At 47.5% G+C, this 21705-nt stretch carries 19 protein-coding genes and 1 pseudogene; 15 read left to right on the forward strand and 5 right to left on the reverse strand.

Annotated elements, in window-relative coordinates:
• The 11 genes from HVZ39_RS10060 (at nucleotide 1) to ldtA (ending at nucleotide 9682) form a co-directional block, all read left to right on the forward strand.
• Nucleotides 1-795, forward strand: coding sequence for a sirohydrochlorin cobaltochelatase (locus HVZ39_RS10060; RefSeq protein WP_019077091.1), 795 nt, complete (start codon nucleotides 1-3; stop codon nucleotides 793-795).
• Entirely contained in the window at nucleotides 792-1505 is a 714-nt protein-coding gene (locus HVZ39_RS10065; protein WP_181633560.1) for a cobalt-factor II C(20)-methyltransferase, read from the forward strand. The genes HVZ39_RS10060 and HVZ39_RS10065 overlap by 4 nt, the downstream gene beginning before the upstream one ends.
• Nucleotides 1502-2239 carry a cobalt ECF transporter S component CbiM gene (cbiM, locus tag HVZ39_RS10070; RefSeq protein WP_016153516.1) on the forward strand — a complete coding sequence of 246 codons (738 nt, stop codon included), beginning with the start codon at nucleotides 1502-1504 and terminating at the stop codon, nucleotides 2237-2239. The genes HVZ39_RS10065 and cbiM overlap by 4 nt, the downstream gene beginning before the upstream one ends.
• Nucleotides 2240-2241: 2 nt before the next feature.
• On the forward strand, nucleotides 2242-2523 hold the full coding sequence (locus HVZ39_RS10075) for an energy-coupling factor ABC transporter substrate-binding protein (RefSeq protein ID WP_006683999.1): 282 nt from the start codon (nucleotides 2242-2244) through the stop codon (nucleotides 2521-2523).
• Entirely contained in the window at nucleotides 2510-3187 is a 678-nt protein-coding gene (locus HVZ39_RS10080) for an energy-coupling factor ABC transporter transmembrane protein (RefSeq protein WP_049040276.1), read from the forward strand. The genes HVZ39_RS10075 and HVZ39_RS10080 overlap by 14 nt, the downstream gene beginning before the upstream one ends.
• An 8-nt stretch (nucleotides 3188-3195) precedes the next feature.
• Nucleotides 3196-4011: an energy-coupling factor ABC transporter ATP-binding protein gene (locus HVZ39_RS10085; RefSeq protein WP_016153514.1), complete on the forward strand. Its 816-nt coding sequence runs from the start codon at nucleotides 3196-3198 to the stop codon at nucleotides 4009-4011.
• On the forward strand, nucleotides 4008-5528 hold the full coding sequence (locus tag HVZ39_RS10090) for a cobyric acid synthase (protein WP_181633561.1): 1521 nt from the start codon (nucleotides 4008-4010) through the stop codon (nucleotides 5526-5528). Before HVZ39_RS10085 ends, HVZ39_RS10090 begins: the two co-directional genes overlap by 4 nt.
• Entirely contained in the window at nucleotides 5525-6070 is a 546-nt protein-coding gene (gene cobU, locus HVZ39_RS10095) for a bifunctional adenosylcobinamide kinase/adenosylcobinamide-phosphate guanylyltransferase (protein ID WP_181633562.1), read from the forward strand. The genes HVZ39_RS10090 and cobU overlap by 4 nt, the downstream gene beginning before the upstream one ends.
• Nucleotides 6067-6810 carry an adenosylcobinamide-GDP ribazoletransferase gene (cobS, locus tag HVZ39_RS10100; RefSeq protein ID WP_019077089.1) on the forward strand — a complete coding sequence of 248 codons (744 nt, stop codon included), beginning with the start codon at nucleotides 6067-6069 and terminating at the stop codon, nucleotides 6808-6810. Before cobU ends, cobS begins: the two co-directional genes overlap by 4 nt.
• 24 nt (nucleotides 6811-6834) lie before the next feature.
• The gene (gene cobT / locus HVZ39_RS10105; protein WP_047415508.1) at nucleotides 6835-7899 is read left to right on the forward strand and encodes a nicotinate-nucleotide--dimethylbenzimidazole phosphoribosyltransferase; all 1065 of its coding nucleotides are present in this window, start codon (nucleotides 6835-6837) and stop codon (nucleotides 7897-7899) included.
• 853 nt (nucleotides 7900-8752) lie between these two features.
• A complete protein-coding gene (ldtA, locus tag HVZ39_RS10110) occupies nucleotides 8753-9682 on the forward strand; it encodes a L,D-transpeptidase (protein WP_016153509.1) in 930 nt (309 codons plus the stop codon).
• Between the two features lie 23 nt (nucleotides 9683-9705).
• Here ldtA and HVZ39_RS10115 read toward each other — a convergent pair whose 3' ends face one another.
• The 4 genes and pseudogenes from HVZ39_RS10115 to HVZ39_RS26830 all read right to left on the reverse strand — a co-directional run bounded on the left by HVZ39_RS10115 (nucleotide 9706) and on the right by HVZ39_RS26830 (nucleotide 13558).
• A complete protein-coding gene (locus HVZ39_RS10115; RefSeq protein WP_131346268.1) occupies nucleotides 9706-10389 on the reverse strand; it encodes an ABC transporter ATP-binding protein in 684 nt (227 codons plus the stop codon).
• 10 nt (nucleotides 10390-10399) lie between these two features.
• Nucleotides 10400-12088, reverse strand: coding sequence for an iron ABC transporter permease (locus HVZ39_RS10120; RefSeq protein ID WP_181633563.1), 1689 nt, complete (start codon nucleotides 12086-12088; stop codon nucleotides 10400-10402).
• The gene (locus tag HVZ39_RS10125) at nucleotides 12072-13109 is read right to left on the reverse strand and encodes an extracellular solute-binding protein (RefSeq protein ID WP_181633564.1); all 1038 of its coding nucleotides are present in this window, start codon (nucleotides 13107-13109) and stop codon (nucleotides 12072-12074) included. Before HVZ39_RS10125 ends, HVZ39_RS10120 begins: the two co-directional genes overlap by 17 nt.
• Nucleotides 13110-13351: 242 nt before the next feature.
• Nucleotides 13352-13558: pseudogene (locus HVZ39_RS26830) on the reverse strand (hypothetical protein).
• Nucleotides 13559-14032: 474 nt separating this feature from the next.
• Between HVZ39_RS26830 and HVZ39_RS10130 the strand changes: the two are divergent.
• The 4 genes from HVZ39_RS10130 to HVZ39_RS10145 all read left to right on the forward strand — a co-directional run bounded on the left by HVZ39_RS10130 (nucleotide 14033) and on the right by HVZ39_RS10145 (nucleotide 20597).
• A complete protein-coding gene (locus HVZ39_RS10130; RefSeq protein ID WP_064387424.1) occupies nucleotides 14033-14839 on the forward strand; it encodes a hypothetical protein in 807 nt (268 codons plus the stop codon).
• The gene (locus tag HVZ39_RS10135; protein WP_014229977.1) at nucleotides 14836-17292 is read left to right on the forward strand and encodes a DEAD/DEAH box helicase; all 2457 of its coding nucleotides are present in this window, start codon (nucleotides 14836-14838) and stop codon (nucleotides 17290-17292) included. Before HVZ39_RS10130 ends, HVZ39_RS10135 begins: the two co-directional genes overlap by 4 nt.
• Nucleotides 17293-18188: 896 nt before the next feature.
• A complete protein-coding gene (locus HVZ39_RS10140; RefSeq protein ID WP_014229976.1) occupies nucleotides 18189-19469 on the forward strand; it encodes a hypothetical protein in 1281 nt (426 codons plus the stop codon).
• Nucleotides 19470-19478: 9 nt separating this feature from the next.
• Entirely contained in the window at nucleotides 19479-20597 is a 1119-nt protein-coding gene (locus HVZ39_RS10145; protein ID WP_014229975.1) for a hypothetical protein, read from the forward strand.
• Between the two features lie 111 nt (nucleotides 20598-20708).
• On the opposite strand, the gene HVZ39_RS10150 is transcribed toward HVZ39_RS10145, so the two are convergent.
• Entirely contained in the window at nucleotides 20709-21665 is a 957-nt protein-coding gene (locus tag HVZ39_RS10150; protein WP_041165287.1) for a pyridoxal-phosphate dependent enzyme, read from the reverse strand.
• Nucleotides 21666-21705: the final 40 nt, after the last annotated feature.

Genomic DNA, 21705 nt, shown 5'->3' on the forward strand with positions numbered 1-21705 from the left:
ATGAAAAAGGCGCTTCTGGTGGTCAGCTTTGGCACCAGCTATCACGACACCTGTGAGAAAAATATTGTGGCTTGCGAGAGCGATCTCGCAGCCAGTTGCCCTGACCGCGACCTGTTCCGGGCGTTTACCTCCGGGATGATTATCCGCAAGCTCAAGCAGCGCGACGGCATTGAGATCGACACGCCGCTGCAGGCGCTGCAAAAGCTGGCGGAGCAGGGGTATCAGGACGTGGCTATTCAGTCGTTGCACATTATCAACGGTGATGAATACGAAAAAATTGTCCGCGAAGTGCAAAGCATGCGCCCACTTTTTTCTCGCCTGACGCTAGGTGTTCCGCTGCTGAGCAGCCATGACGATTACGCCCAGCTGATGCTGGCGCTGCAACAGCAAATGCCGGTGCTTGGCGAAAATGAAAAAGTGGTGTTTATGGGACACGGTGCCAGCCATCATGCCTTTGCCGCCTATGCCTGCCTCGACCATATGATGACGGCACAGCGCTACCCGGCGCGGGTTGGGGCGGTGGAAAGCTACCCGGAAGTCGATGTGCTGATTGAAAGTTTGTCTCAGGAAGGGGTGACGGCGGTGCATCTGATGCCGCTGATGTTAGTTGCTGGCGATCATGCCATCAATGATATGGCCTCTGACGAAGAGGATTCGTGGAAAACATTGTTCAATGCGGCCGGGATACCGGCTACGCCGTGGCTCAGTGGTCTGGGTGAGAATCCGGCGGTTCGCGCTATGTTCGTGGCGCATTTACAACAGGCGCTTAATGTGGCGCTGGAGGAAGCGGCATGAGCGGAAAACTGTACGCATTAAGCACCGGGCCTGGCGCTTCCGATCTTATCACCGTGCGGGCCGCACGCACGCTGGGTACGCTGGATATTCTCTATGCGCCCGCCGGGCGTAAAGGTGGCGACAGTCTGGCGCTGTCGATCGTACGTGAATATATCGGCGAGCAGACCGAAGTTCGCTGCTGCCATTTTCCTATGAGTGCTGACAGCGCCGAAAAAGAGGCGGTATGGGATGACGTTGCGGCCGCGCTAGTTCAGGAAGTCGAAGCGGGTAAGCAGGTGGGCTTTATTACACTCGGCGACGCCATGCTGTTCAGCACCTGGGTTTTTTTACTCCAGCGTATTGGCTGTCCTGACTGGTTAGAAATCGTCCCGGGCGTGACCTCTTTCGCTGCGATTGCCGCGCGTTCAAAAACGCCGCTCGCCATGGAGCAACAGTCACTGGCCGTGGTCTCCTGTACCGCGCCGGAAGCGGAAATCCAGCAGGCGTTAAAGCAGCATGGCAGTCTGGTGCTGATGAAGGTATACGGTCGTTTTGCGCGCATCAAAGCGCTGCTGCAACAAGAGGGTTTGTTGGGCTGTGCATTGATGATGTCTGAAGCCACGCTGCCGGGTGAACAGTGCTGGCGTCATCTCGATGAGGTGAGCGACGATCAGCCGCTGCCTTATTTCTCGACCATTCTGGTCAATAAACAGTGGGAGTATGCACAATGAAGCTTGAACAACAGCTAAAACAGCTGTCTTTCAGCGGGTTGGCTGCGGCGCTATTACTGATGGTTGTTCCTGAACAAGCGTTCGCCATGCACATAATGGAAGGTTTCTTGCCGCCGATGTGGGCGCTGGCCTGGTGGCTGCTGTTTTTGCCGTGCCTGTGGTACGGGCTGGTGCGGCTGCGCCAAATCGTGCAGGAAGATAGTCACCAAAAAGTATTACTGGCTCTGTGCGGCGCGTTTATTTTTGTGCTGTCGGCGCTGAAAATTCCTTCTGTTACCGGAAGTTGTTCGCACCCTACCGGGGTAGGCCTGGCGGTTATCCTGTTTGGACCGGGCGTGGTGGCAATCCTCGGGGCAATCGTCCTGCTGTTCCAGGCGCTGTTACTGGCACACGGTGGTTTGACAACGCTTGGCGCTAACGGCATGTCGATGGCGGTGATTGGCCCGGTGGTGGGTTACATGGTGTGGAAAATGGCCTGCCGTGCGGGGTTGCGTCGTGATGTTTGCGTCTTCCTGTGCGCGATGCTGGCGGATCTCGTCACCTATTTCGTGACCTCGGTGCAACTGGGCGTGGCGTTCCCGGACCCATCCGCCGGTGCTACGGGTTCAATCATCAAGTTCATGGGGATTTTCTGCCTGACGCAGATCCCAATTGCGATAGCGGAAGGTCTGCTCACCGTAATGATTTATGACCAGTTAACCAAACGGCAGTTGATTACCGCTCAAGGACACTAACGATGAAAAAGACGCTGATTTTGTTAGGGATGGTAGTGGCGCTGGTGATCCTGCCGTTCTTTATCAACCATGGTGGAGAGTACGGCGGCTCAGACGGTGAGGCGGAGAGTCAGATTCAGGCAATTGCCCCACATTATGAGCCGTGGTTCCAGCCCTTGTATGAACCGGCAAGCGGTGAGATTGAAAGCCTGCTGTTTACGCTTCAGGGATCGCTGGGCGCAGCCGTGATTTTCTACATTCTGGGTTACACCAAGGGCAGGCAACGCCGTGATGACCGGGCTTGACAGGCTTAGCTATCAAAGCCGCTGGTTTCATGTCTCACCCGTGCGGAAATTTCTGCTCTGGCTGATGATGATGATTCTGGCGTTTACTCTGCCCCCGTTGGGGCAGAGTATTGAGCTGTTACTGATTGCCGCGCTGAGCTGCTGGCTGCTGCGCATTTCCTTCTGGCGCTGGTGTCGCTGGATGGCATTACCGTTTGGTTTTCTGACGGTCGGCGTCGTGACCATTCTGTTTAGTTTTAGCCGCGATCCGCAGACGCTGCTGGCCAGCATCCCCGTTGGAAGCTATTGGTTAGGCGTTAGCGCGCCAGGGCTTGTCACCGCCAATGAAACCTTCTGGCGCAGCCTGGCTGCGCTGGCGGCGACGTTCTGGCTGGTACTCAATCTGCCGTTTCCGCAATTGATTATCTTACTCAAACGCGCGCACGTTCCTCGCCTGCTCACTGAGCAGATCCTGCTAACCTGGCGCTTTATTTTTATCCTGTTAGACGAGGCGCTGGCTATTCATCGCGCACAAACGCTACGTTTTGGTTATCGTAGCTTGCCGTTGGGCTATCGCTCGCTGGCGATGCTGGTGGGATTGCTGTTTACCCGCGTGTTGATCCGCTACCAGCAAATGACCACCACACTGGATATCAAACTGTATCAGGGTGATTTTCACCTGTAAGGAAAAGTATGCTTGCCACTTCAGCGCTTTGGTTTCGCTATCAGGATGACCCGATCCTCAAAGGGCTAACGCTGGACTTTTCAACGCATGCCGTCACCGGGCTGGTAGGTGCTAATGGCTGCGGGAAATCCACGCTGTTTATGAACCTGAGTGGTTTACTGCGCCCGCAGGAAGGCGCGGTGATGTGGCAAGGCAAACCGCTGGATTACAGCAAGCGCGGCCTGCTGGCGCTGCGTCAGCAGGTGGCAACCGTATTTCAGGATCCCGACCAGCAAATTTTTTATACCGATATCGACAGCGATATTGCCTTCAGCCTGCGCAACCTTGGGGTGGATGAGACTGAAATCTCCCGCCGGGTGGATGATGCGCTCACGCTGGTTGATGCACAGCATTTTCGCCATCAGCCTATTCAGTGTTTAAGTCACGGGCAGAAAAAACGTGTGGCAATTGCCGGGGCGTTGGTGTTGCAGGCGCAGTATTTGCTACTGGATGAACCTACTGCGGGCCTTGACCCATCAGGTCGCACGCAGATGATTGAGATAATCAAACGCATCGTAGCGCAAGGAAACCACGTGGTTATCTCCAGCCATGATATCGATCTTATCTATGAAGTCAGCGATGCAGTGTACGTTTTACGCCGGGGGGAAGTGCTAACACACGGCTCGCCGGGTGATGTGTTTGCCCGGACGGATCTTATTGAACAAGCGGGATTAACTCAGCCCTGGCTGGTGAAGCTGCATACCGAGCTGGGCTTCCCGCTGTGTAAAACAGAGGCTGAATTTTTTAGCTGTATGCGAGAGAACGCACTGAAGGAGGCGTCATGACGCAGGCAATAATGTTGCAGGGAACGGCATCTGATGTAGGTAAAAGCGTGTTGGTCGCCGGTCTGTGTCGAATTTTTTATCAGGATGGACTGCGTACCGCACCGTTCAAATCGCAGAACATGGCGCTGAACTCTGGCATTACGCCAGAGGGCAAAGAGATGGGCCGCGCGCAAATTTTTCAGGCTGAGGCCGCCGGTATTACGCCAGATGTGCGTATGAATCCGGTGCTGCTTAAGCCGACCAGCGATCGTAAAGCGCAGGTTGTGCTGATGGGCAAAGTGGCAACCGATATGGATGCGGTGAGCTACCACGAGTACAAACCTAAACTACGGGATCAAATCCTGTCTGTTTATAACAGTCTGGCGCAGGAGTTCGATGTGCTGGTACTGGAAGGGGCGGGAAGCCCGGCTGAGATTAACCTGCGCGATCGCGATATCGTCAATATGGGTATGGCTGAAATGGCGCAGTGCCCTGTCGTTCTGGTGGCGGATATCGACCGCGGCGGGGTGTTTGCCTCCATTTACGGCACGCTGGCGCTACTGCACGACCATGAACGCGCCAGGGTAAAAGGGGTGATCATCAATAAGTTTCGCGGTGATGTGGCGTTGCTGTATTCCGGGATTGAGCAAATTGAAGCGCTGACCGGCGTTCCGGTCCTGGGCGTCATGCCATGGCTGGACGTTGACCTGGAAGATGAAGATGGCGTTGCGCTGCAAAAGGGCAAATATTTGCGCACAGACAAACGCGACATCGATATCGCCGTTGTTCAGATACCACACATTTCTAACTTTACTGATTTCAATGCGCTTGCCGCACAGCCGGATGTGCGCGTGCGCTATGTTCGCCAGCCTGAAGAGTTGGCGGGGGCCGATCTGGTGATTCTGCCCGGCAGCAAAAACACCCTGGGCGATCTGGTGTGGCTGCGTGAAAGCGGGATGGCGCATGGCGTGGTGCAATTACATCGTAATCACGTACCCGTGGTGGGGATTTGCGGTGGCTATCAAATGCTCGGCGAAACCATCATTGATGAAGTTGAGTCAGGACTCGGTACGTTGCCGGGTCTGGGCTTGCTCAATACCGTAACTCATTTTGCCCAGCACAAAACCACGACCCTGGTTGAAGGACAAATGTCCTCCTCGCTGCCGGACTGGCTGGCGGGTACCGCGGGATTATTCGTTCGCGGTTATGAAATTCATATGGGCGAAACGGCATTAACTGAAGAATGCCGGTCGGTGATGACGCTGCGTAAAGACGGCGGTAACGTGGCTGATGGCGCGGTCACTGCCGATGGCCTGGCGTTCGGCACCTATCTTCACGGTCTGTTCGACAGCGATGAATTTACCCGTGCGCTGGTTAATGGCCTGCGAGAACGTAAAGGGTTAGCTCCGCTGGATTCCACCTTCCATTACGCGCAATATAAATCGCAGCAGTTTGATCTGCTGGCGGATGCGATGCGGCAACACATCGATATTGAGAAAATTTATACCATCATGCAGCAACACCGGGAGCCAGTATGATGATTCTGGTGACTGGCGGCGCGCGAAGCGGCAAGAGTCGGCATGCGGAAGCGCTGATCGCAGATTCTCCAAACGTTTTGTATATCGCGACTTCGCAGATTTTTGATGAGGAGATGGCTGCGCGAATTCAGCATCATCGTGACGGACGTCCTGCGCACTGGCGTACAGCCGAACGCTGGCAACATCTCGATGAACTGATTACGGCAGCAAACGATCCACAAGAAGCTATTCTGCTGGAGTGCATCACCACGATGGTGACTAACCTGCTGTTTGCGCAGGGCGGTGATAGCGACCCGGATAGCTGGGATTACGCGGCGATGGAGCAATCTATTGAGGATGAAATTCGTTCGCTGATTGCGGCCTGTCAGCGTTGTCCGGCGAAGGTTGTGCTGGTCACTAACGAAGTCGGAATGGGGATTGTTCCGGAGAACCGTCTGGCACGGCATTTTCGCGATATTGCAGGACGTGTGAACCAGCGACTGGCGGCGGCGGCTGATGAGGTCTGGCTGGTGGTATCAGGAATTGGAGTCAAAATTAAATGAGTAAGTTGTTCTGGGCAATGCTCTCTTTTATTAGTCGCTTGCCCGTTCCTGCTCGCTGGTCGCAAGGACTGGATTTCGAGCACTATTCACGTGGCATTGTGATGTTCCCGCTAATTGGCGTGGTGCTGGGAGGGCTGACGGGGCTGGTCTTTATGGCGCTGCAGCCCTGGTGTGGGGTGCCGTTGGCGGCCCTGTTTGCAGTCCTCACGCTGGCGTTATTGACCGGGGGATTTCATCTCGACGGTCTGGCGGATACCTGTGACGGTATTTTTTCTGCCCGTCGACGCGAGCGGATGCTGGAAATCATGCGTGACAGCCGCCTGGGGACTCACGGTGGACTGGCGTTAATTTTCGTGTTGCTGGCAAAAGTGCTGGTGGTGAGCGAACTGGCTTTGCGGGGCACGCCGATGCTGGCGGCGCTTGCTGCCGCTTGTGTCGCCGGGCGGGGTACCGCTGTTTTGCTGATGTATCGGCATCGCTACGCCCGCGAAGAAGGGCTGGGCAACGTCTTTATCGGTAAAGTCACCGGGCGTCAAACCTGCGTCACGTTGGGATTCGCGGCGATCCTGGCTGCCGTGCTTCTTCCTGGCATGCGCGGCGTGGCGGCGCTGGTTGTTACGATAGTGGCGATTTTTATTCTTGGGCAGTTATTAAAACGCACGTTGGGTGGGCAGACCGGCGATACGCTGGGCGCAGCCATTGAACTTGGCGAGTTGATTTTCCTGCTGGCTCTGCTCTGAGTCAGCCAACATACTGGAACCCTTATGCAGACTTTAACCTCTTTACTCCACGCAATCCCTTCACCTGATAGTGCTGCGATGCTGCGTGCACAGCAGCATGTCGATGGCTTGCTTAAACCGCCAGGAAGTCTTGGTCGACTCGAGTCGCTCGCCGTGCAACTGGCCGGAATGCCGGGTCTGAAGGGCGTACCGCATGTGAATGGCAAAGCGATGCTGGTGATGTGCGCCGATCACGGTGTATGGGATGAAGGGGTTGCTGTTTCGCCTAAAATCGTCACGGCTATTCAGGCTGCTAATATGACGCGTGGCACGACAGGCGTTTGTGTGCTGGCCGCTCAGGCGGGGGCAAAGGTACATGTGATTGATGTCGGCATCGATGCTGAGCTTATCCCTGGCGTGGTGAATATGCGTGTGGCGCGCGGCTGCGGCAATATTGCACAAGGCCCGGCGATGAGTCGTTCGCAGGCCGAGGAGCTGCTGCTGGAGGTTATCCGCTATACCCATGATCTGGCCAAAGATGGCGTAACGCTGTTTGGCGTCGGTGAACTTGGTATGGCAAATACGACACCAGCGGCGGCAATCGTCAGCGTGCTGACCGGCAGCGATGCCGAGGATGTAGTAGGCATCGGCGCTAACCTGCCGCTTTCAAGAGTAGGCAATAAAGTCGATGTTGTGCGGCGAGCAATTGCCGTCAATCAACCGGATCGTAATGACGGTATCGATGTGCTGGCTAAGGTAGGCGGGTTTGATCTGGTCGGCATGGCGGGGGTGATGTTGGGGGCGGCCTCCTGCGGCCTGCCGGTCGTGCTGGACGGTTTTCTCTCTTATTCCGCTGCGCTGGCGGCCTGCCAGATTGCGCCGCAGATTAAACCTTACCTGATCCCGTCACATTTCTCCGCCGAGAAGGGGGCTCGCACCGCGCTGGCGCATCTTGAACTGGAGCCGTATCTCAATATGGGGATGCGTTTGGGCGAAGGCAGCGGGGCCGCGCTGGCGATGCCGATTGTTGAAGCCGCCTGTGCAATGTACAACAACATGGGGCAGCTTGCCGCCAGTAACATTGTGCTTCCGGATGGTAAGGAAGCATAGTTTTCGTCCACGCTGAACTTCGCCCCATGGTGCAATACCGTTCAGTTAAGCCTGTATGGAAATGTTTTGCTCTGAATCAGTTTCCGTTCACCTTATGTGCGTTGCTTCTCTGATATCGTTATACCCGTGAACGCGCAAGGGAGGCTCACCGCCGCCTCCCTTGCATCCCTGGCTCCCGGCGGGAAAATCGTCGCTGCGCGATTCATTCGTCTTATGCCGTCTGCCTGTCGGGTCGGGGCCGGGCCTGCGTCCCTGCAGGCCGTCCCCTCTGCCCGCATCCCTGCGGGCAGACCCGGTCAGCCGTCAACGCCTCATCGATTTTCAGCCGGAACGGGGTCATCGCTGCAACGCACTGACTTCCAGTTAACTCTGTTTTGCTGTTCAGATAAAAAACGCAGGTGGTCAGGTGTGGGCTGGTCCGGCTGAAAATTGCCGACGTGTTTCCGTAAGGCCGGGAGAACCCGCAGGGATGCGGGTTCAGGGCGCGTTTTGCAGGGATGCTACCTCGCGCCCGGCCCGGTAGCCTGGAGGAATAAACGGAGGGGACCGCGGAGCGGCAATTTTCCCGCCGGGAGCCGGGATTGTAAAGGGCGTGGCGGAGAACGCCCTTTACACGTTCACAGGAATCGGTGTTTCAGATAAACGATGCACATGAGGTGAACGGAACCCTTACCGTGAGATAGCATATTCATAACTTCTGCCAACACAGGTGATGCTTTCTGATACATAGGCGTTAACTGAATTGCATTAGCCTCAGGCGGCTTTTTTATGCGGATTTTAGTCGTAACCCACTAAAACAGATAATAAAAGCTATAATTAACGGATATCTGCTGCGGCGAAGGAAAGGAAAAAGATGCGTCGTGTAAAACTGCTTTGTTCACTCATTATGCTGCTCGTGAGTCAGAGCGCGCAGGCGGTGAGTTATCCGCTCCCGCCTGAAGGCAGTCGCCTGGTGGGGAGCCCTTTGACCATTACGGTACCTTCAGGAAACACTCAGCCGTTGGAAGCTTTTGCCGCGCAGTACGGACAGGGGTTGAGCAATATGCTGGAGGCCAATCCCGGCGTGGATGTTTTTCTGCCTAAGTCTGGCTCTACGCTGGTTGTGCCACAGCAACTGATATTACCGGATACTGTACGCGAGGGGATCGTAATCAACGTCGCAGAAATGCGCCTTTACTATTATCCCGCTGGCAGCAATACGGTTGAGGTTTTACCCATTGGCATTGGCCAGGCGGGCAGAGAAACGCCGCGTAACTGGGTGACGGCGGTAGAACGTAAGCAGGAAGCACCAAGCTGGACGCCTACGCCGAATACCCGGCGCGAATACGCAGCACGTGGGGAAAGCCTGCCGGCGTTTGTTCCTGCCGGGCCTGATAACCCGATGGGACTGTATGCGATTTATATCGGCAGGCTTTATGCCATTCATGGCACAAATGCGAATTTCGGTATTGGTCTGCGGGTAAGTCAGGGGTGCATCCGTTTACGTAATGACGACATTAAATATCTGTTTGATACCGTACCGGTAGGGACGCGTGTGCAACTGATAGACCGACCGGTGAAATACAGCGTAGAGCCGGACGGTAGTCGCTGGGTGGAAGTGCATGAACCACTGTCACGAAACCGGTCGGAATACGAGTCTGACAGAAAAGTTCCCTTGCCAGTCACCCCCGCGCTGCGCACCTTCATCAGCGGGAATGACGTGGATATGAGTCGCGGAAATCAGGCACTGGAAAGACGCTCCGGCATGCCGGTGAATATCAGTCTGATTCAGACCCATTACTAATTTTCAAGGCGCCCCTGTGACCTTTAGTCTGGGTGGGTCGCTTTTTTAATTTGATACTGCCCCATTTTTACCACGCCAATATGGTCTGCCATTAGCTGCGCCTCGTGTTCGCTGTGTGTAACCAGCAGTGCCGTTTGCCCGGCGGCACGCAAAATATCCCGCACCTCGTTGCCAAGACGCTCACGCGTGCGCTTATCAAGGCTGGAGAAAGGCTCATCGAGCAGCAGGATTTCCGGATGCGGCGCCAGCGCGCGCGCAAGAGCGATACGCTGCTGTTGACCGCCGGACAGTTCATGCGGATAACGGCTGGCATGACTGTGCAACTCCACCATTTTTAACAGCTCCGCCACCCGGACCTGCTGCTGCTCACGCGGCATACGTCGTAACCCAAAGGCCACGTTTTGTTGCGCCGTCAGGTGAGGGAATAACGCATATTCCTGAAAGACCATGCCGACATGCCGTTTTTCCGGCGGCAGATGAACACCGGAACCGGCAACGCGGCGCTGCGACACATAGATCTCTCCGCTTCGCAGCCGTTCAAATCCGGCAACAGCGCGTAACACTGTGGTTTTTCCGCAACCTGAAGCGCCCAGTAGACAGGCGATCTCTCCTTTACGTACCGACATTGAAAACCCGCTCAGCACCGATTGCTGGCTGTTGCCGTAGGCAACGTGCACATCCTGGAGTCGTAATGCAATTTCTGACATTGTTACTCTCTTAACCACGGCGAGTCATCTGGTGACGCACCAACAAAACAACCGGTAGCGTGCCAGCTAAAACAATCATTAGCGCGGCGATAGCACCTTCTTCATAGGTTCCACGGGCGGCTTCTGCATACAGCAACGTTGCCAGCGTTTCGAAGTTTACCGGGCGCAACAGCAACGTTGTTGGCAGTTCTTTCATGGCATCGGCAAAAACCAGCAGGGCGCTACTCACTAACGCCGGGCGCAGCAATGGGAAATGAACCCGTGCAAATGTGCCCGCACCATTCTCACCCAACAGACGAGAAGCCTGCTCCAGCGAAGGCGGAATGCGGCCCAGGCCGGAATCCAGTGCGCCGATAGCAATCGCCTGGAAACGCATGGCACAACAAATTACCAGCAGGATCCCGGCAGACATCAGCGGCAGGCCGCGAACATCCAGTAAATCTGCCAGCCAGCGGTCGACTGCCATGGCGGGGGTTAAAAAACCAATCGCCAGAATTGTACCGGGAACCGCGTAGCCTAAAGAAGCCAGACGCATTACACCACGGCGAAATCCTGGCATCGCGTTGTCTGCGGCGCTATGCCGCGCGCTCCAGGCTACCAACATACTGACGCAAACCACCACCAACGTGGTTCCCGCGGCCAGTGATAACGTATTTTGTAATGCAGACAGTAACGAGGAGGATATAGGGCTCTCGTCACCTATACGTTTGGCGCTTTCCCAGATTAAAAACAGCACCGGGGCCAGAAAGCCCAGCACAACTGGCAGCGAAATAACGACACCGAGTAGCCAGCCACGCCAGCCTTGCACGCGGGTGGGTTGAATTTCCCGCAGGCTACGACTGCTGAATCCCTGTTTTCTGCGGCCATAAAATTCCAGCGTCAGAATAAAGAATATAAACATCAGCATCATGCAGGCGATTTGCGCTGCGGCAGATAAATCAGAGCGAGAGATCCACGTGGTGTATACGGTAACGGTTAACGTTTGTACCCCGAGAAATTCCGACGCGCCAATATCGTTAAGCGTCTCCAGCAGCGCCAGACTGATCCCGACGGCCAGTGCCGGGCGTGCCATGGGAAGTGCAACACGAAAAAAGGTCCCGGTTGCGCTGCAACCCAGCGTACGTGCAGCTTCCAACAGGTGGGCCGGCTGGCTGATAAACATGGCGCGGGTTGTCAGGTACACGTAAGGATAAAGTACTAATCCGAGCAGGATTATTGCGCCGGAAAGGGAACGTAAATCGGGCAGGCGGAACTGTCGCGGGCTGTCAAAGCCCAGTAAGAAACGGATAAAGGTTTGCAGGGGGCCAATCGGATGCAGCAGATCGAGCCATGCGAAGGCAACGATGTAGGTCGGCATTGCCAGCGGCAACAGCAGCGCCCAACTGAGAATTTTTCGCCCAGGGAAATCCCATGCCGTTACCGCCCATGCGCTGCCTACGCCAATAACGCCAACCATTATCGCGACACCCGCTAGCAACAGCACGGTGTTTTTTAGCGCTGAAGGCAGTACATATGTCATAAGATTATCCCAGTGGGATAAATCAGCCTGAGTGGCCTGCCAGATCAGCGCAACGATGGGGGTCAGGACGCCAAGCGCGACGCACAACGCGCCAAGATGCAACGGCGTTAATAATGACTGCGGCCCGGAAACCAGGCCGCGTAACGTCGGAAACTGCAGCGATTTATTGATCGAATCCAACTTTATCTACCAGCAAACTAGCTTGTTTACGATACTTCACGATCTCGGTGAGCGGTGTTTTATCGACGTCGATTTCACCGATTGTGGCGCTAATGACCGGGTCAAGCGTTACGCCTTTCAGTACCGGATATTCGAAGTTCGCTTTCGCATACTGCTGCTGGGCAGGCGCGGAAACCAGATATTCCATCAGCTTAACGGCATCGGCTTTATTTGGCGCATAGCGGGCAACGGCAGCGCCGCTGATGTTGACGTGCGTACCGCCATTTTCAAAGGTTGGTTTAACGACTTTAATGGCATCGCCCCACTGACGAGCATCGCTGCCTTCTTTGGCGTTTTTCATATGGCCAACATAATAGGAGTTAGCCAGACCAATATCACAAATTCCACCGAGGATATCGCGGGCAACATCGCGATCGCCGCCGGTGGCTTTACGCGCCAGGTTAGCCTTTACGCCGCGTAGCCATTCTTCAGTTTTAGCTTCACCATGATGGGTAATCATCGCGGCGATCAGCGCCGTGTTGTAGGGGTGCTGACCGGAACGAATACAAACTTTACCTTTGTATTCTGGGCTGGCGAGCTGTTCGTAATGCCAGTTATCGATTGGCAGCGACTTCTCGGCATACAGTACGCGGGCGCGCATAGAAAGCGCAAACCACTGATTATCCGCGCCGCGCAGATTCGCCGGAATGGCGGCTTTCAGCGCTTCTGACTCTACCGCCTGGGTGACGCCAGCTTCAACCAAATCGATGAGATTTCCGGCATCGACGGTCATCAGCAGGTCGGCAGGGGAGTTTTTGCCTTCCGCCTTAACACGCTCAAGCATACCGTCTTTGATATAGACCGTACTTACTTTGATACCGCTGGTTTTAGTCCAGCTATCAAGTAAAGGCTGGATCAGGCCCGGTTCACGGGTGGTGTAAAGTGTTAACGTTTCCTGAGCGAAAGCCGGCAGGCTGACAGAGAAGAGGAGGGCAGAGGCAAGCGTGATACGGCGCAATCCGGTGCGAGTCAGAGCATTCATCGTTTTTATCCCAGAGTAATTGGAACATACAGTGAACCGAGTCGGGGCTCGTTCTTTTGGCTCGCGTACAATAAATGATAATCACTAGCACTTACAATAATTGCAAAGTTTAAACGATTTACATTTACACAACTTTAATCAACGATGTGATGCGGCATGGAATGGGGAGTTATGGCAGACTGAGCGCTTATAGAGGCAGCTTTTACACAGACGTGAAAAGCAAAAAGCCCGCTTAAGTTTCCTTAAGCGGGCTTCTTAAATATGGCTCCTCTGACTGGGATCGCCTTTGCCAGCAACTGGCTAATAAGTAAGCTAAACCTGAATCTTCATCCTGTCAAGACCACCAAAATGACCACCATTAGTTGTGGATTATATAAATCTGGTTATAAGCATTCAATATCCCCTAATTGTGTCGCTGGGAAGCCTACTTGTGCGGTCGTAGCTGCTATAAAAATAGTGCTGACTAAGGCCCAAATGACTCGTTAGCAAAAAGCGGTTTGTTCGCTTTTTGCTCGTAGAGGATTTGTTGCCTGGCTTGCCCACTGCGAGTCAAAACGGCTGGTATTGTAACCGATACATCATGACCGTTCAGAAAAATCGGTGGTCATGACAAGCCTAACTAAAAGCAGCTCTTAACTGAGTGCTTACATTGCAAAATCACAGCGTATGAGTAGAACGTCAATAGGTTGCGAAAGTAGTGTATACAATGATAGAGCAAGTTATAACATAATAAAATTAGTTAACTATATGATATGGAAGGATTTTATTGTATTTAAAATGTATTATTAGTCGTTTCATAGCATTTCGACGTCAATTGCTGAGTCAGGAAAAAAAGATCACGTCTATGAGATTATTCACATTCTGACACATAAAATTGTGTGATATTATTAGACAAAATTTAATCATCTCAAGAGTAGTAGAACTTGAAAACGTTAGATGGCGTCCAAATTTTGCTCAAAAGTGGCTATGGTTTATGTCACATATCGAATTTTTCTGATGAGCTCAAGCAAGCACTTAAGAATCATCTTACACGGATTTGCCATGGAGAAACTCACTCTAGGAGCGGATATGCAATGTATCGGTATAAACCAACAGTTGAAGCTTTTTTAGAGAGGTATGAAAAAAAACCTGCAAAAACTCAAAAGGGAATGATTGGTGAATTTCTTTCACATATCATTATCAATGAGCTTTTAGATAATTTCGAAACCGCTTCGCCTTTTTTTAATCTTGAAGAGAAAAGTATTAAGAAAGGATTTGATTTGCTTTTATATTCAACATCAGATCATAAAGTCTGGATTACTGAAGTTAAATCTGGTGAGTTACGGAAAGGGAAGGATGTTAATGAGACTTCTCAACTTCTTTTGAGTACAGCGTATAACGATCTAAAAACTAGATTAAATGAAAATGAAATCAATCATTGGGCTAATGCGATGAATGCGGCTAGCATTGCTATTTCTCAGCATAGAAATTATAAGGATGTAGTACTAGATCTTCTTGCCATTGAAGGTGAAAAAACATCTGAAAAGAAATCAACTAGCACTGATAATTATGTATTTTTTATTTCTAGTTTATTCCACGACATAAAATTTAAAACTATCGAAAAAACTGTTATGGATTTTCAAAAAAGTATGGTCGAAAAAGCTGAATTTGCAGATGTTTTTTGTTTTTCTATTCAAAAAAGTACTTTAAATAAGGTTGTCGATTTCTTGATTGAGGAAAGTAAAAAGTGAACAAAAAAAAACCTCAGCCTCTAACTTTACTTCAATTAAAGAAAACAGAAATTTATAACTATTATTCCAAGTTGTTTCTCAGAAAAGAATTAACTATGAGAGAGATACAAACATTACTGTCATTGACGATTGTTTTTGTAAATCAGGAGGATATTCACATAAGAAGGTTTGGTTATAGGATAGCTTTGCTTTATGCCAATAAGACAAAGGATTATATTCCGTTATATGAGATTGCCATAAACCAAGGCCTAATTCCTGTAGCTAAACATCTTAGTGATGATTATTTAACATCTGATAACGATACATTCATTAAAACTTTATCTGATAGTTTCGCTGATAACTTTTTTGAGAATGGAATCACATTGACTCAACAGCAAAGTGATATGAACTTTTTCCTTCAAGAAAGTCCAGATAATAATGTTGCTATTGTAGCGCCTACATCGTATGGGAAATCTAATATTATTATTGAAGAAATAAAGAAAACCCTTGGTGGAAATAGATGTGTTATCGTACCGTCTAAAGCATTAATCTCACAAACAAAAAATAACATTATAAAATCATATAATACAAAAGTGAAAGTAATAACTCATCCTGAGATGTACAAAAAAGGAGAGGATAATATTTTTGTTTTAACTCAGGAGCGAGCTTCTAAGTTATTATCAAAAAATAAAGATTTTTACTTCGATCTTCTATTAATAGATGAAGCTCATAATCTTCTGGAAAATACAAATAGAAGTAAATTATTAGCTAATGTAATCTGCCGAGCAATTTTTCGTAAAAAAAATCTTAAAATTAAATATTTCACGCCGTTTTTGAATGATGCTAATAATCTTGCATTAAAAAAGATAGACCAAAAAATTGCAGACTATAAAGTAAATGAATATGTTAAAAGTGAGATTATCTATCTTTATGATTACAGAACTCAACATGAAAATTTTCAACGATATGATCAATTCTTAGATAAGTGGAGCAGCATAAAGAAAACTTCAAATAATCATATTGAGCTCATTAAAAATAAGTCGTTAGATAAAAACATTATATACTTTAATAGCCCCAAAAAATTAGAAAATTTTTCTAGAGAACTTTCTCAATCCCTTCAGGATATTACCTGTGCTGTTGTAGATAAAGCTTGTATGGAGTTATCAGAAAACATTGATGAAAACTACCTTATTATAAAATGTCTGAAAAAGGGGATTGTGTATCATCACGGATCAATGACAGATAATGTGCGGCTATATATTGAAACGATATTTAAAAAATCTCGGCATGTTAAATATCTTGTAACTAACTCAACTCTTCTTGAAGGCGTTAATTTACCAGTAGAAAGGTTATTTATTTTAGAAAATAAAAAAGGCCGGACCTCATTAAACCATTCCCAATTCAATAATCTTGCGGGCAGAATCAACCGATTTGGTGATATTTTTAATAATGATAAGCCAATCCAAATTAAAAAACTATTGCCAGCCATATTTATAATCGGAACTGAACAATATACTGGGAAAAAAACGAATTTAGCTGATTTTATTAAAAAGGTTTCTAAAGTTGATAGCAAAAGATTTGATCAGGTAAATAATGTTTTATTAAATGAAACCACAATAAATGAATATAATATAGATGAATTTAACAGATCTATTGATGATTTAGAAAATCTCGAGCAAGGAATAGTTCCGGATTATAAAGGTAAATATGTGGAAACGGAAATTGGGAAAATATTATACGAAAATAATATATCTGAACTAAATATACATGATTGTGAACATATTATTCAGGAAGAGATTGATCATTACCGTCAGAATCAGGATTTAATATCTGATGAGGAATCATTAATATCTTTGATTTCATCATTATTCATTAACAAGATAATTGATGATGGAAAATACAATGACTTAACCAGGTTGAAAAATTTGGATGCACAAAAATTTTACGCGATGTTTTTAACTTGGAAGGTAAAAAACACACCTTTCAAATTAATTATTAGAAACTTTTTAAGTTATTGGAATAGTATTCCAAAAGATACGCAGAAAGAATTCGTATTTGTTGGAAAATGGGGTGATGAAACATTCGGGAATGGATATCGTGAACACTGGGTTAACATTAATAAAAAAACAAATGCTGAAAAAATAAATCTAGCTATAGTGAGAATTAAAGAAGAAGATGATTTTTTAGATTATCAAATATTTAAATTTATTGAGGTGATTAATGAGGTTGGTCTTATTGAGGAAACCTTTTATCTCAAGATAAAGTATGGCACTAAAGATAAAAGAATAATTTCATTAATAAATGATGGGTTTAGCCGAGGCTTATCTGATCTACTTGTTAATAAATATGACAGGCATCTAATCATATCTAAAAATGGCGACGTCACTATCGATAAAGAAATGATGAAAGCAATGGTGAAAAATAAAGAGAGTGAAATGTTGTTGCTAGAGGCGAAGTTAAATATTGGAAATTAAAAATTATGATGTTTGGATGTCGTTTTAAAAATCTTCCCAGTACTCAAAGAATAAAAAAACTGGGAATAGTATCCGAAGAGATGGTTAATTAGATTGTATTCTTTATAATAATGGTGGTACTGAAAGTGTTGTGGAATATCTAACTCTGGAGGCTGAAAGTAGAAGATTTAATTGCATTAATTCATGAGGGACGGCTATTTATTCCGCGCTTTCTGAAAGTGAATGGTTCTGTAATGGTGGTTTTAGATATTAATTATTCGATAGCTTTGATTTTTCATTTGAAAATTTTTTAATTATAAGCTTAAGGTTAATTTTACGTCGTAATGTAGTTTGTAGTCAAAGGAATTATAATGGAAATGATCCAGTACAAAAACTACTGCTGAGTAGCGAGGGACTACATATTGGCATTTGGATTTTTTACTCCCGCCGGATTTCTGTCGGTCTTTTCGTGAATTTTGTTTCCATAAAGACCTCTCCGTGCAAGGGCAAAGTACACGTATTCTTTACATTTACGAGACACTACGTATCCGTGAAAAATGACTGTCAGGTGACCTGAAAAGAAATATTATGCTACTGATAAAATAGCTAGATGAAGACCTCTGATTTTACAGTGTACTTATTTTTGGCTAGGGTAAAAAATGGAAATCTCAAAAACGGCATGGAGATAAAATGGATATTCTTACAGTAGGGTCCCAAATCAGCATTAAAAGAGCTTCTTGATGACAACACCATTGTCTGAAACTTATATGCAGGTGTTCCAACATTTATTAACATGCTATAATAATGTATGTTACATGTTAATCTACTCGAGAAAGATAGAAATTTGTTATCATAATACTATACTACCCCTTCAAAAATAGATGTTTAAAATCAATGGATTATATAATGGGTCGCTAATGAACATAACAAAAATTGCAGAGTTTTCCTATGATTTACATAGCGCTTTAGGTGAGTATGAAACACCTGAATTTGATTATCTAAAGAAACTTGGAATGGCAGCAACTCTCGCGGTTCATATTAGAGGGCTTGGCACTATACCATACGATGTTTTAAAGCAGGTTTCGTACCATTATTTTAAAATTCCATCAATGGCTTTGGATCAAGTTTTAAAAATTCTAGATGATCTTGAGTTCATTGAGCTTATAGGTACACGTTCCAAAACAACTGCTGTAATTCCTAAGATTCCACATTTTAAAAGTGTTTATGATGTGATTGGTAATTATGCAGAGGAAAGTGACCTGAGCGAGACAGAATCTGTAATGCTCGCAATTCTGAGTGAGGTTTATAATAAACCTGAGAATAAACAGAAGCTTATAAATACGCTGGGCGCCGATAGTAATACATTCGATATGTGTATGAGGTATAGTGAGGAAGGGGGCTTGCTACGAACTCACAAAGCAAGAGGTAAAGATATTATCCTTAGTCCGTACTATTTTGCAGATAACCTTGATGGATTAGCTGATTTAACAGCGAAATCCGGCTCTTCGAATATAAGCCGCGTTTTGAATAAACTAAAAGCTAACCAAGGATGGCCTCTTTCAATGGTTGTCAATAACCAGGAAATTGGAGGGAATAAGATGGATCCCGTTGAACTTTCTCTTGTACAGGTAATGGCTTCTGAAGGTATATTAAAACCTCCGTCCATACGATTTGGTAATGGGGTGTTAGAGCAATTTGTTTTTACTCCAAATCCTGGGGCTATGCGCTTAAACTCGGCTAATAGAGAGATATATGAACGTGCAATGGCTTTAGTATCTTGTGTACGGAAAGGACAACTTATGCCCGCTCAGTATAGAATAAGATATCCTTTGGCAATTTTACGGGCTCTTCGGGATAAGGGATATCTTAATAGTAATTCTGAGGCAAGCGATCAATATAAAAATCTCGTTTTTATGAAGGTTGCATATCTCAAACCCATATCTGGGGACAGATGCGAATTAGTATTGATAAAAACCGAAGAGAATTTTAATGCTTTAGATATAGCAATTAAGCTACTGTCTACTGGAGAATTGGCTAATTTGGAAGTCAACGCTGAGGCGAGACTATCTTTTTCTAGAGATGAATCTTACATTCAGTCTATTATCTCATCTTCAGACATGAGAAAAAGAAAGCAAGTTCAAATAGTGGCTGAAGCTAAACATGAAATGGATCAGTTGCTACTAAATTTGAATATTTAAGGGTTATTTATGGCTGCTTTGGATAAAGATACATCTCAAAAAGAGAAAGCTATACGTTATTGCATATCGAACGGAATTCTTCCTTATCTTGAGGTTGTTGTTAATAACGTCAGAGAGATTTCAGACATTCGTACAGTAATTACTGATCTTGACGTTTTAGGATTGGAGGTTTCTAGGCGGGGGGGAATCCAAAAAACCCTGTTTGATTGTAAAACCGTTGGTAAGATGAGTGCAATTAACAGAGCGTTCTGGGCCGCTGGTGTAATGGCATATATTGGTTGCAACGAGTCGTATGTCATTTTAGCAAAGAAAGCAACTGAAGCGCATCGTGTTAGTGCAAAGACATTAAATGTCCATCTTTTTCAGGAAAGTGATTTTGAAAAATATGCTGAATCTGCAAATATAAATTATTTGGATAGGAAAAATTACTCCACACATATTTCATCTTGGCATTCCTATTATTTGATTTTTGAAAAAAATGATCATCTTAAAAGTTTAGGAGAGTACGTTAATACTCGCATTCCACTCGAAGTTGATTTTGCAAAATCTCTTAGAGAGTTATTGGGTATTGTTAGGCTAAATAAAGGAGAGCTGAATCCTGAGAAAGATGAACACATGTCGGTTTACAGCTCTATCGTTCTAAGTTTTTTATTAGTTATGATTCCAATTACCTCTCAATTAGCTGATGTTTTTGATGTTCAAATGAATCAGTCTGAGTATGAGAAAGTTTTGCGCTATTATGTTTGGGGCGGCCGTGATAGTTATATTCAGCGCAGAGACCTTAAAAATGCAGTTCAGGAAGTTTCTGGAGGAAAAAAAGGGGAGCTTGAGTTACCAGGTTGGGAAAGATTTGTTGATGTTTCCAGAAGCTTGTTAGAGGCACCTGTAGACATAAAAGAGGCACTAATACCATGCCGAGAGCTTTCATTAAGATATGTGTCTGAGAGTGACGGATATAAAGATTTTCAGCTATCCATCTTATTGAGAAGATCAAATAGGATTGTTCAATTTATGATAGCAGCGTCAGGATATTTATACTCATCTGCCGGTTTACCCAAAGACTTTCATGATAAATTTAAACAGGATGTATCCTTACTTTTGGACTTAAAAACCCCCAACACTCTTTAACGTAACGTATTGGGAGGGATTCACCTCCCATTATCGCTATCTAATTTTTTCAAAATACCCTTGAGTTGGGTAACATTATGCGCAATAGTCTTAGACTACTTAACAAATACCTCAACAATTTGCCCATATATTCATTTCTCGTTGCGTAACGTTGCCCCCACATACTATGAGCCCAATGATCGCATCTTTGGGGAGGTTGGGGATTACAGCGACAGCTGCGGGAATAAGCGTCCCGGCTGCTGGCTCAACCCACTGCCTGGCTTGCTCGCCGAATGAAATCATGCCTTGTATGGCGTCGCTATCCGATACGGTGATGACCTTTTCAATGTAGCGCTGCGCGTGTTCAAGCATAAGGCGGTCAATCACAGGGACGCCAAGGGTTGAAATGGAAGAAGTGATATCCACGTTGACGGGGTTTCCTGCCCTCAATGCCTGGTACATCGAACTGGCTCCCTCCGTTTCCACTCCCCATATCCGGATGTCTGGGTTACGGGATTTGAGTACCGTCGCAATGCCTGCCAGCATTGCACCGCCACCCACCGCAACAAATAAATCGGTCAGTGTAGGGCAATCTTCCATCAGTTCGAGTGCAAGGGTTCCGTATCCTTCCGCAACCAGTGTATCGATACAGTCATCAATTATGTGGTATCCCTGCTCTGCAAGCGTCCTTGCCTGTTCAAACGCGGAGCTGACATCTTTTTCAAGAATAACAGTGCTGCCGGAATGGCGTATTTTTTCAATGGATGAGGCCGGGGCGTTTTCTGGCATAATCACGGTCACGTTTATATCAAACGCTTTGGCCGCTTCTGCCACTGCGATACCAAAGTTACCGCCACTGACGGCAGCGAAACGGTAATCTCTCAGATTACCGGAAAAAGCGGAAAGCAGGTTCAGTACTCCCCTGGCTTTAAAAGAGCCACCCGTCTGCAAATTCTCCAGTTTGAGAAACACCTTTCTTCCCAGCATATCCGACAATCCCGGAGACAAAACCGTGGGGGTCCGAATGACCGATTTTTTAATCCTTTCAGCAGCGGTGATAATCGAAGACAGAGTAATGTAAGTGCTCATCAGTATGTCTCTTATTGAAAGCGAACGGGTAAAAAGACCA

It is taken from the genome of Citrobacter sp. RHB35-C21, from assembly GCF_013816515.1.
Taxonomy (GTDB): Bacteria; Pseudomonadota; Gammaproteobacteria; order Enterobacterales; family Enterobacteriaceae; genus Citrobacter; species Citrobacter braakii.

What these genes read in the sequence shown, in the direction of transcription:
- HVZ39_RS10060 (WP_019077091.1), top strand. Translation starts at nt 1, where the DNA reads ATGAAAAAGGCGCTTCTGGTGGTCAGCTTTGGCACCAGCTATCACGAC.
- HVZ39_RS10065 (WP_181633560.1), top strand. Translation starts at nt 792, where the DNA reads ATGAGCGGAAAACTGTACGCATTAAGCACCGGGCCTGGCGCTTCCGAT.
- cbiM (WP_016153516.1), top strand. Translation starts at nt 1,502, where the DNA reads ATGAAGCTTGAACAACAGCTAAAACAGCTGTCTTTCAGCGGGTTGGCT.
- HVZ39_RS10075 (WP_006683999.1), top strand. Translation starts at nt 2,242, where the DNA reads ATGAAAAAGACGCTGATTTTGTTAGGGATGGTAGTGGCGCTGGTGATC.
- HVZ39_RS10080 (WP_049040276.1), top strand. Translation starts at nt 2,510, where the DNA reads ATGACCGGGCTTGACAGGCTTAGCTATCAAAGCCGCTGGTTTCATGTC.
- HVZ39_RS10085 (WP_016153514.1), top strand. Translation starts at nt 3,196, where the DNA reads ATGCTTGCCACTTCAGCGCTTTGGTTTCGCTATCAGGATGACCCGATC.
- HVZ39_RS10090 (WP_181633561.1), top strand. Translation starts at nt 4,008, where the DNA reads ATGACGCAGGCAATAATGTTGCAGGGAACGGCATCTGATGTAGGTAAA.
- cobU (WP_181633562.1), top strand. Translation starts at nt 5,525, where the DNA reads ATGATGATTCTGGTGACTGGCGGCGCGCGAAGCGGCAAGAGTCGGCAT.
- cobS (WP_019077089.1), top strand. Translation starts at nt 6,067, where the DNA reads ATGAGTAAGTTGTTCTGGGCAATGCTCTCTTTTATTAGTCGCTTGCCC.
- cobT (WP_047415508.1), top strand. Translation starts at nt 6,835, where the DNA reads ATGCAGACTTTAACCTCTTTACTCCACGCAATCCCTTCACCTGATAGT.
- ldtA (WP_016153509.1), top strand. Translation starts at nt 8,753, where the DNA reads ATGCGTCGTGTAAAACTGCTTTGTTCACTCATTATGCTGCTCGTGAGT.
- HVZ39_RS10115 (WP_131346268.1), bottom strand. Translation starts at nt 10,389, where the DNA reads ATGTCAGAAATTGCATTACGACTCCAGGATGTGCACGTTGCCTACGGC.
- HVZ39_RS10125 (WP_181633564.1), bottom strand. Translation starts at nt 13,109, where the DNA reads ATGAATGCTCTGACTCGCACCGGATTGCGCCGTATCACGCTTGCCTCT.
- HVZ39_RS10140 (WP_014229976.1), top strand. Translation starts at nt 18,189, where the DNA reads ATGAACATAACAAAAATTGCAGAGTTTTCCTATGATTTACATAGCGCT.
- HVZ39_RS10145 (WP_014229975.1), top strand. Translation starts at nt 19,479, where the DNA reads ATGGCTGCTTTGGATAAAGATACATCTCAAAAAGAGAAAGCTATACGT.
- HVZ39_RS10150 (WP_041165287.1), bottom strand. Translation starts at nt 21,665, where the DNA reads ATGAGCACTTACATTACTCTGTCTTCGATTATCACCGCTGCTGAAAGG.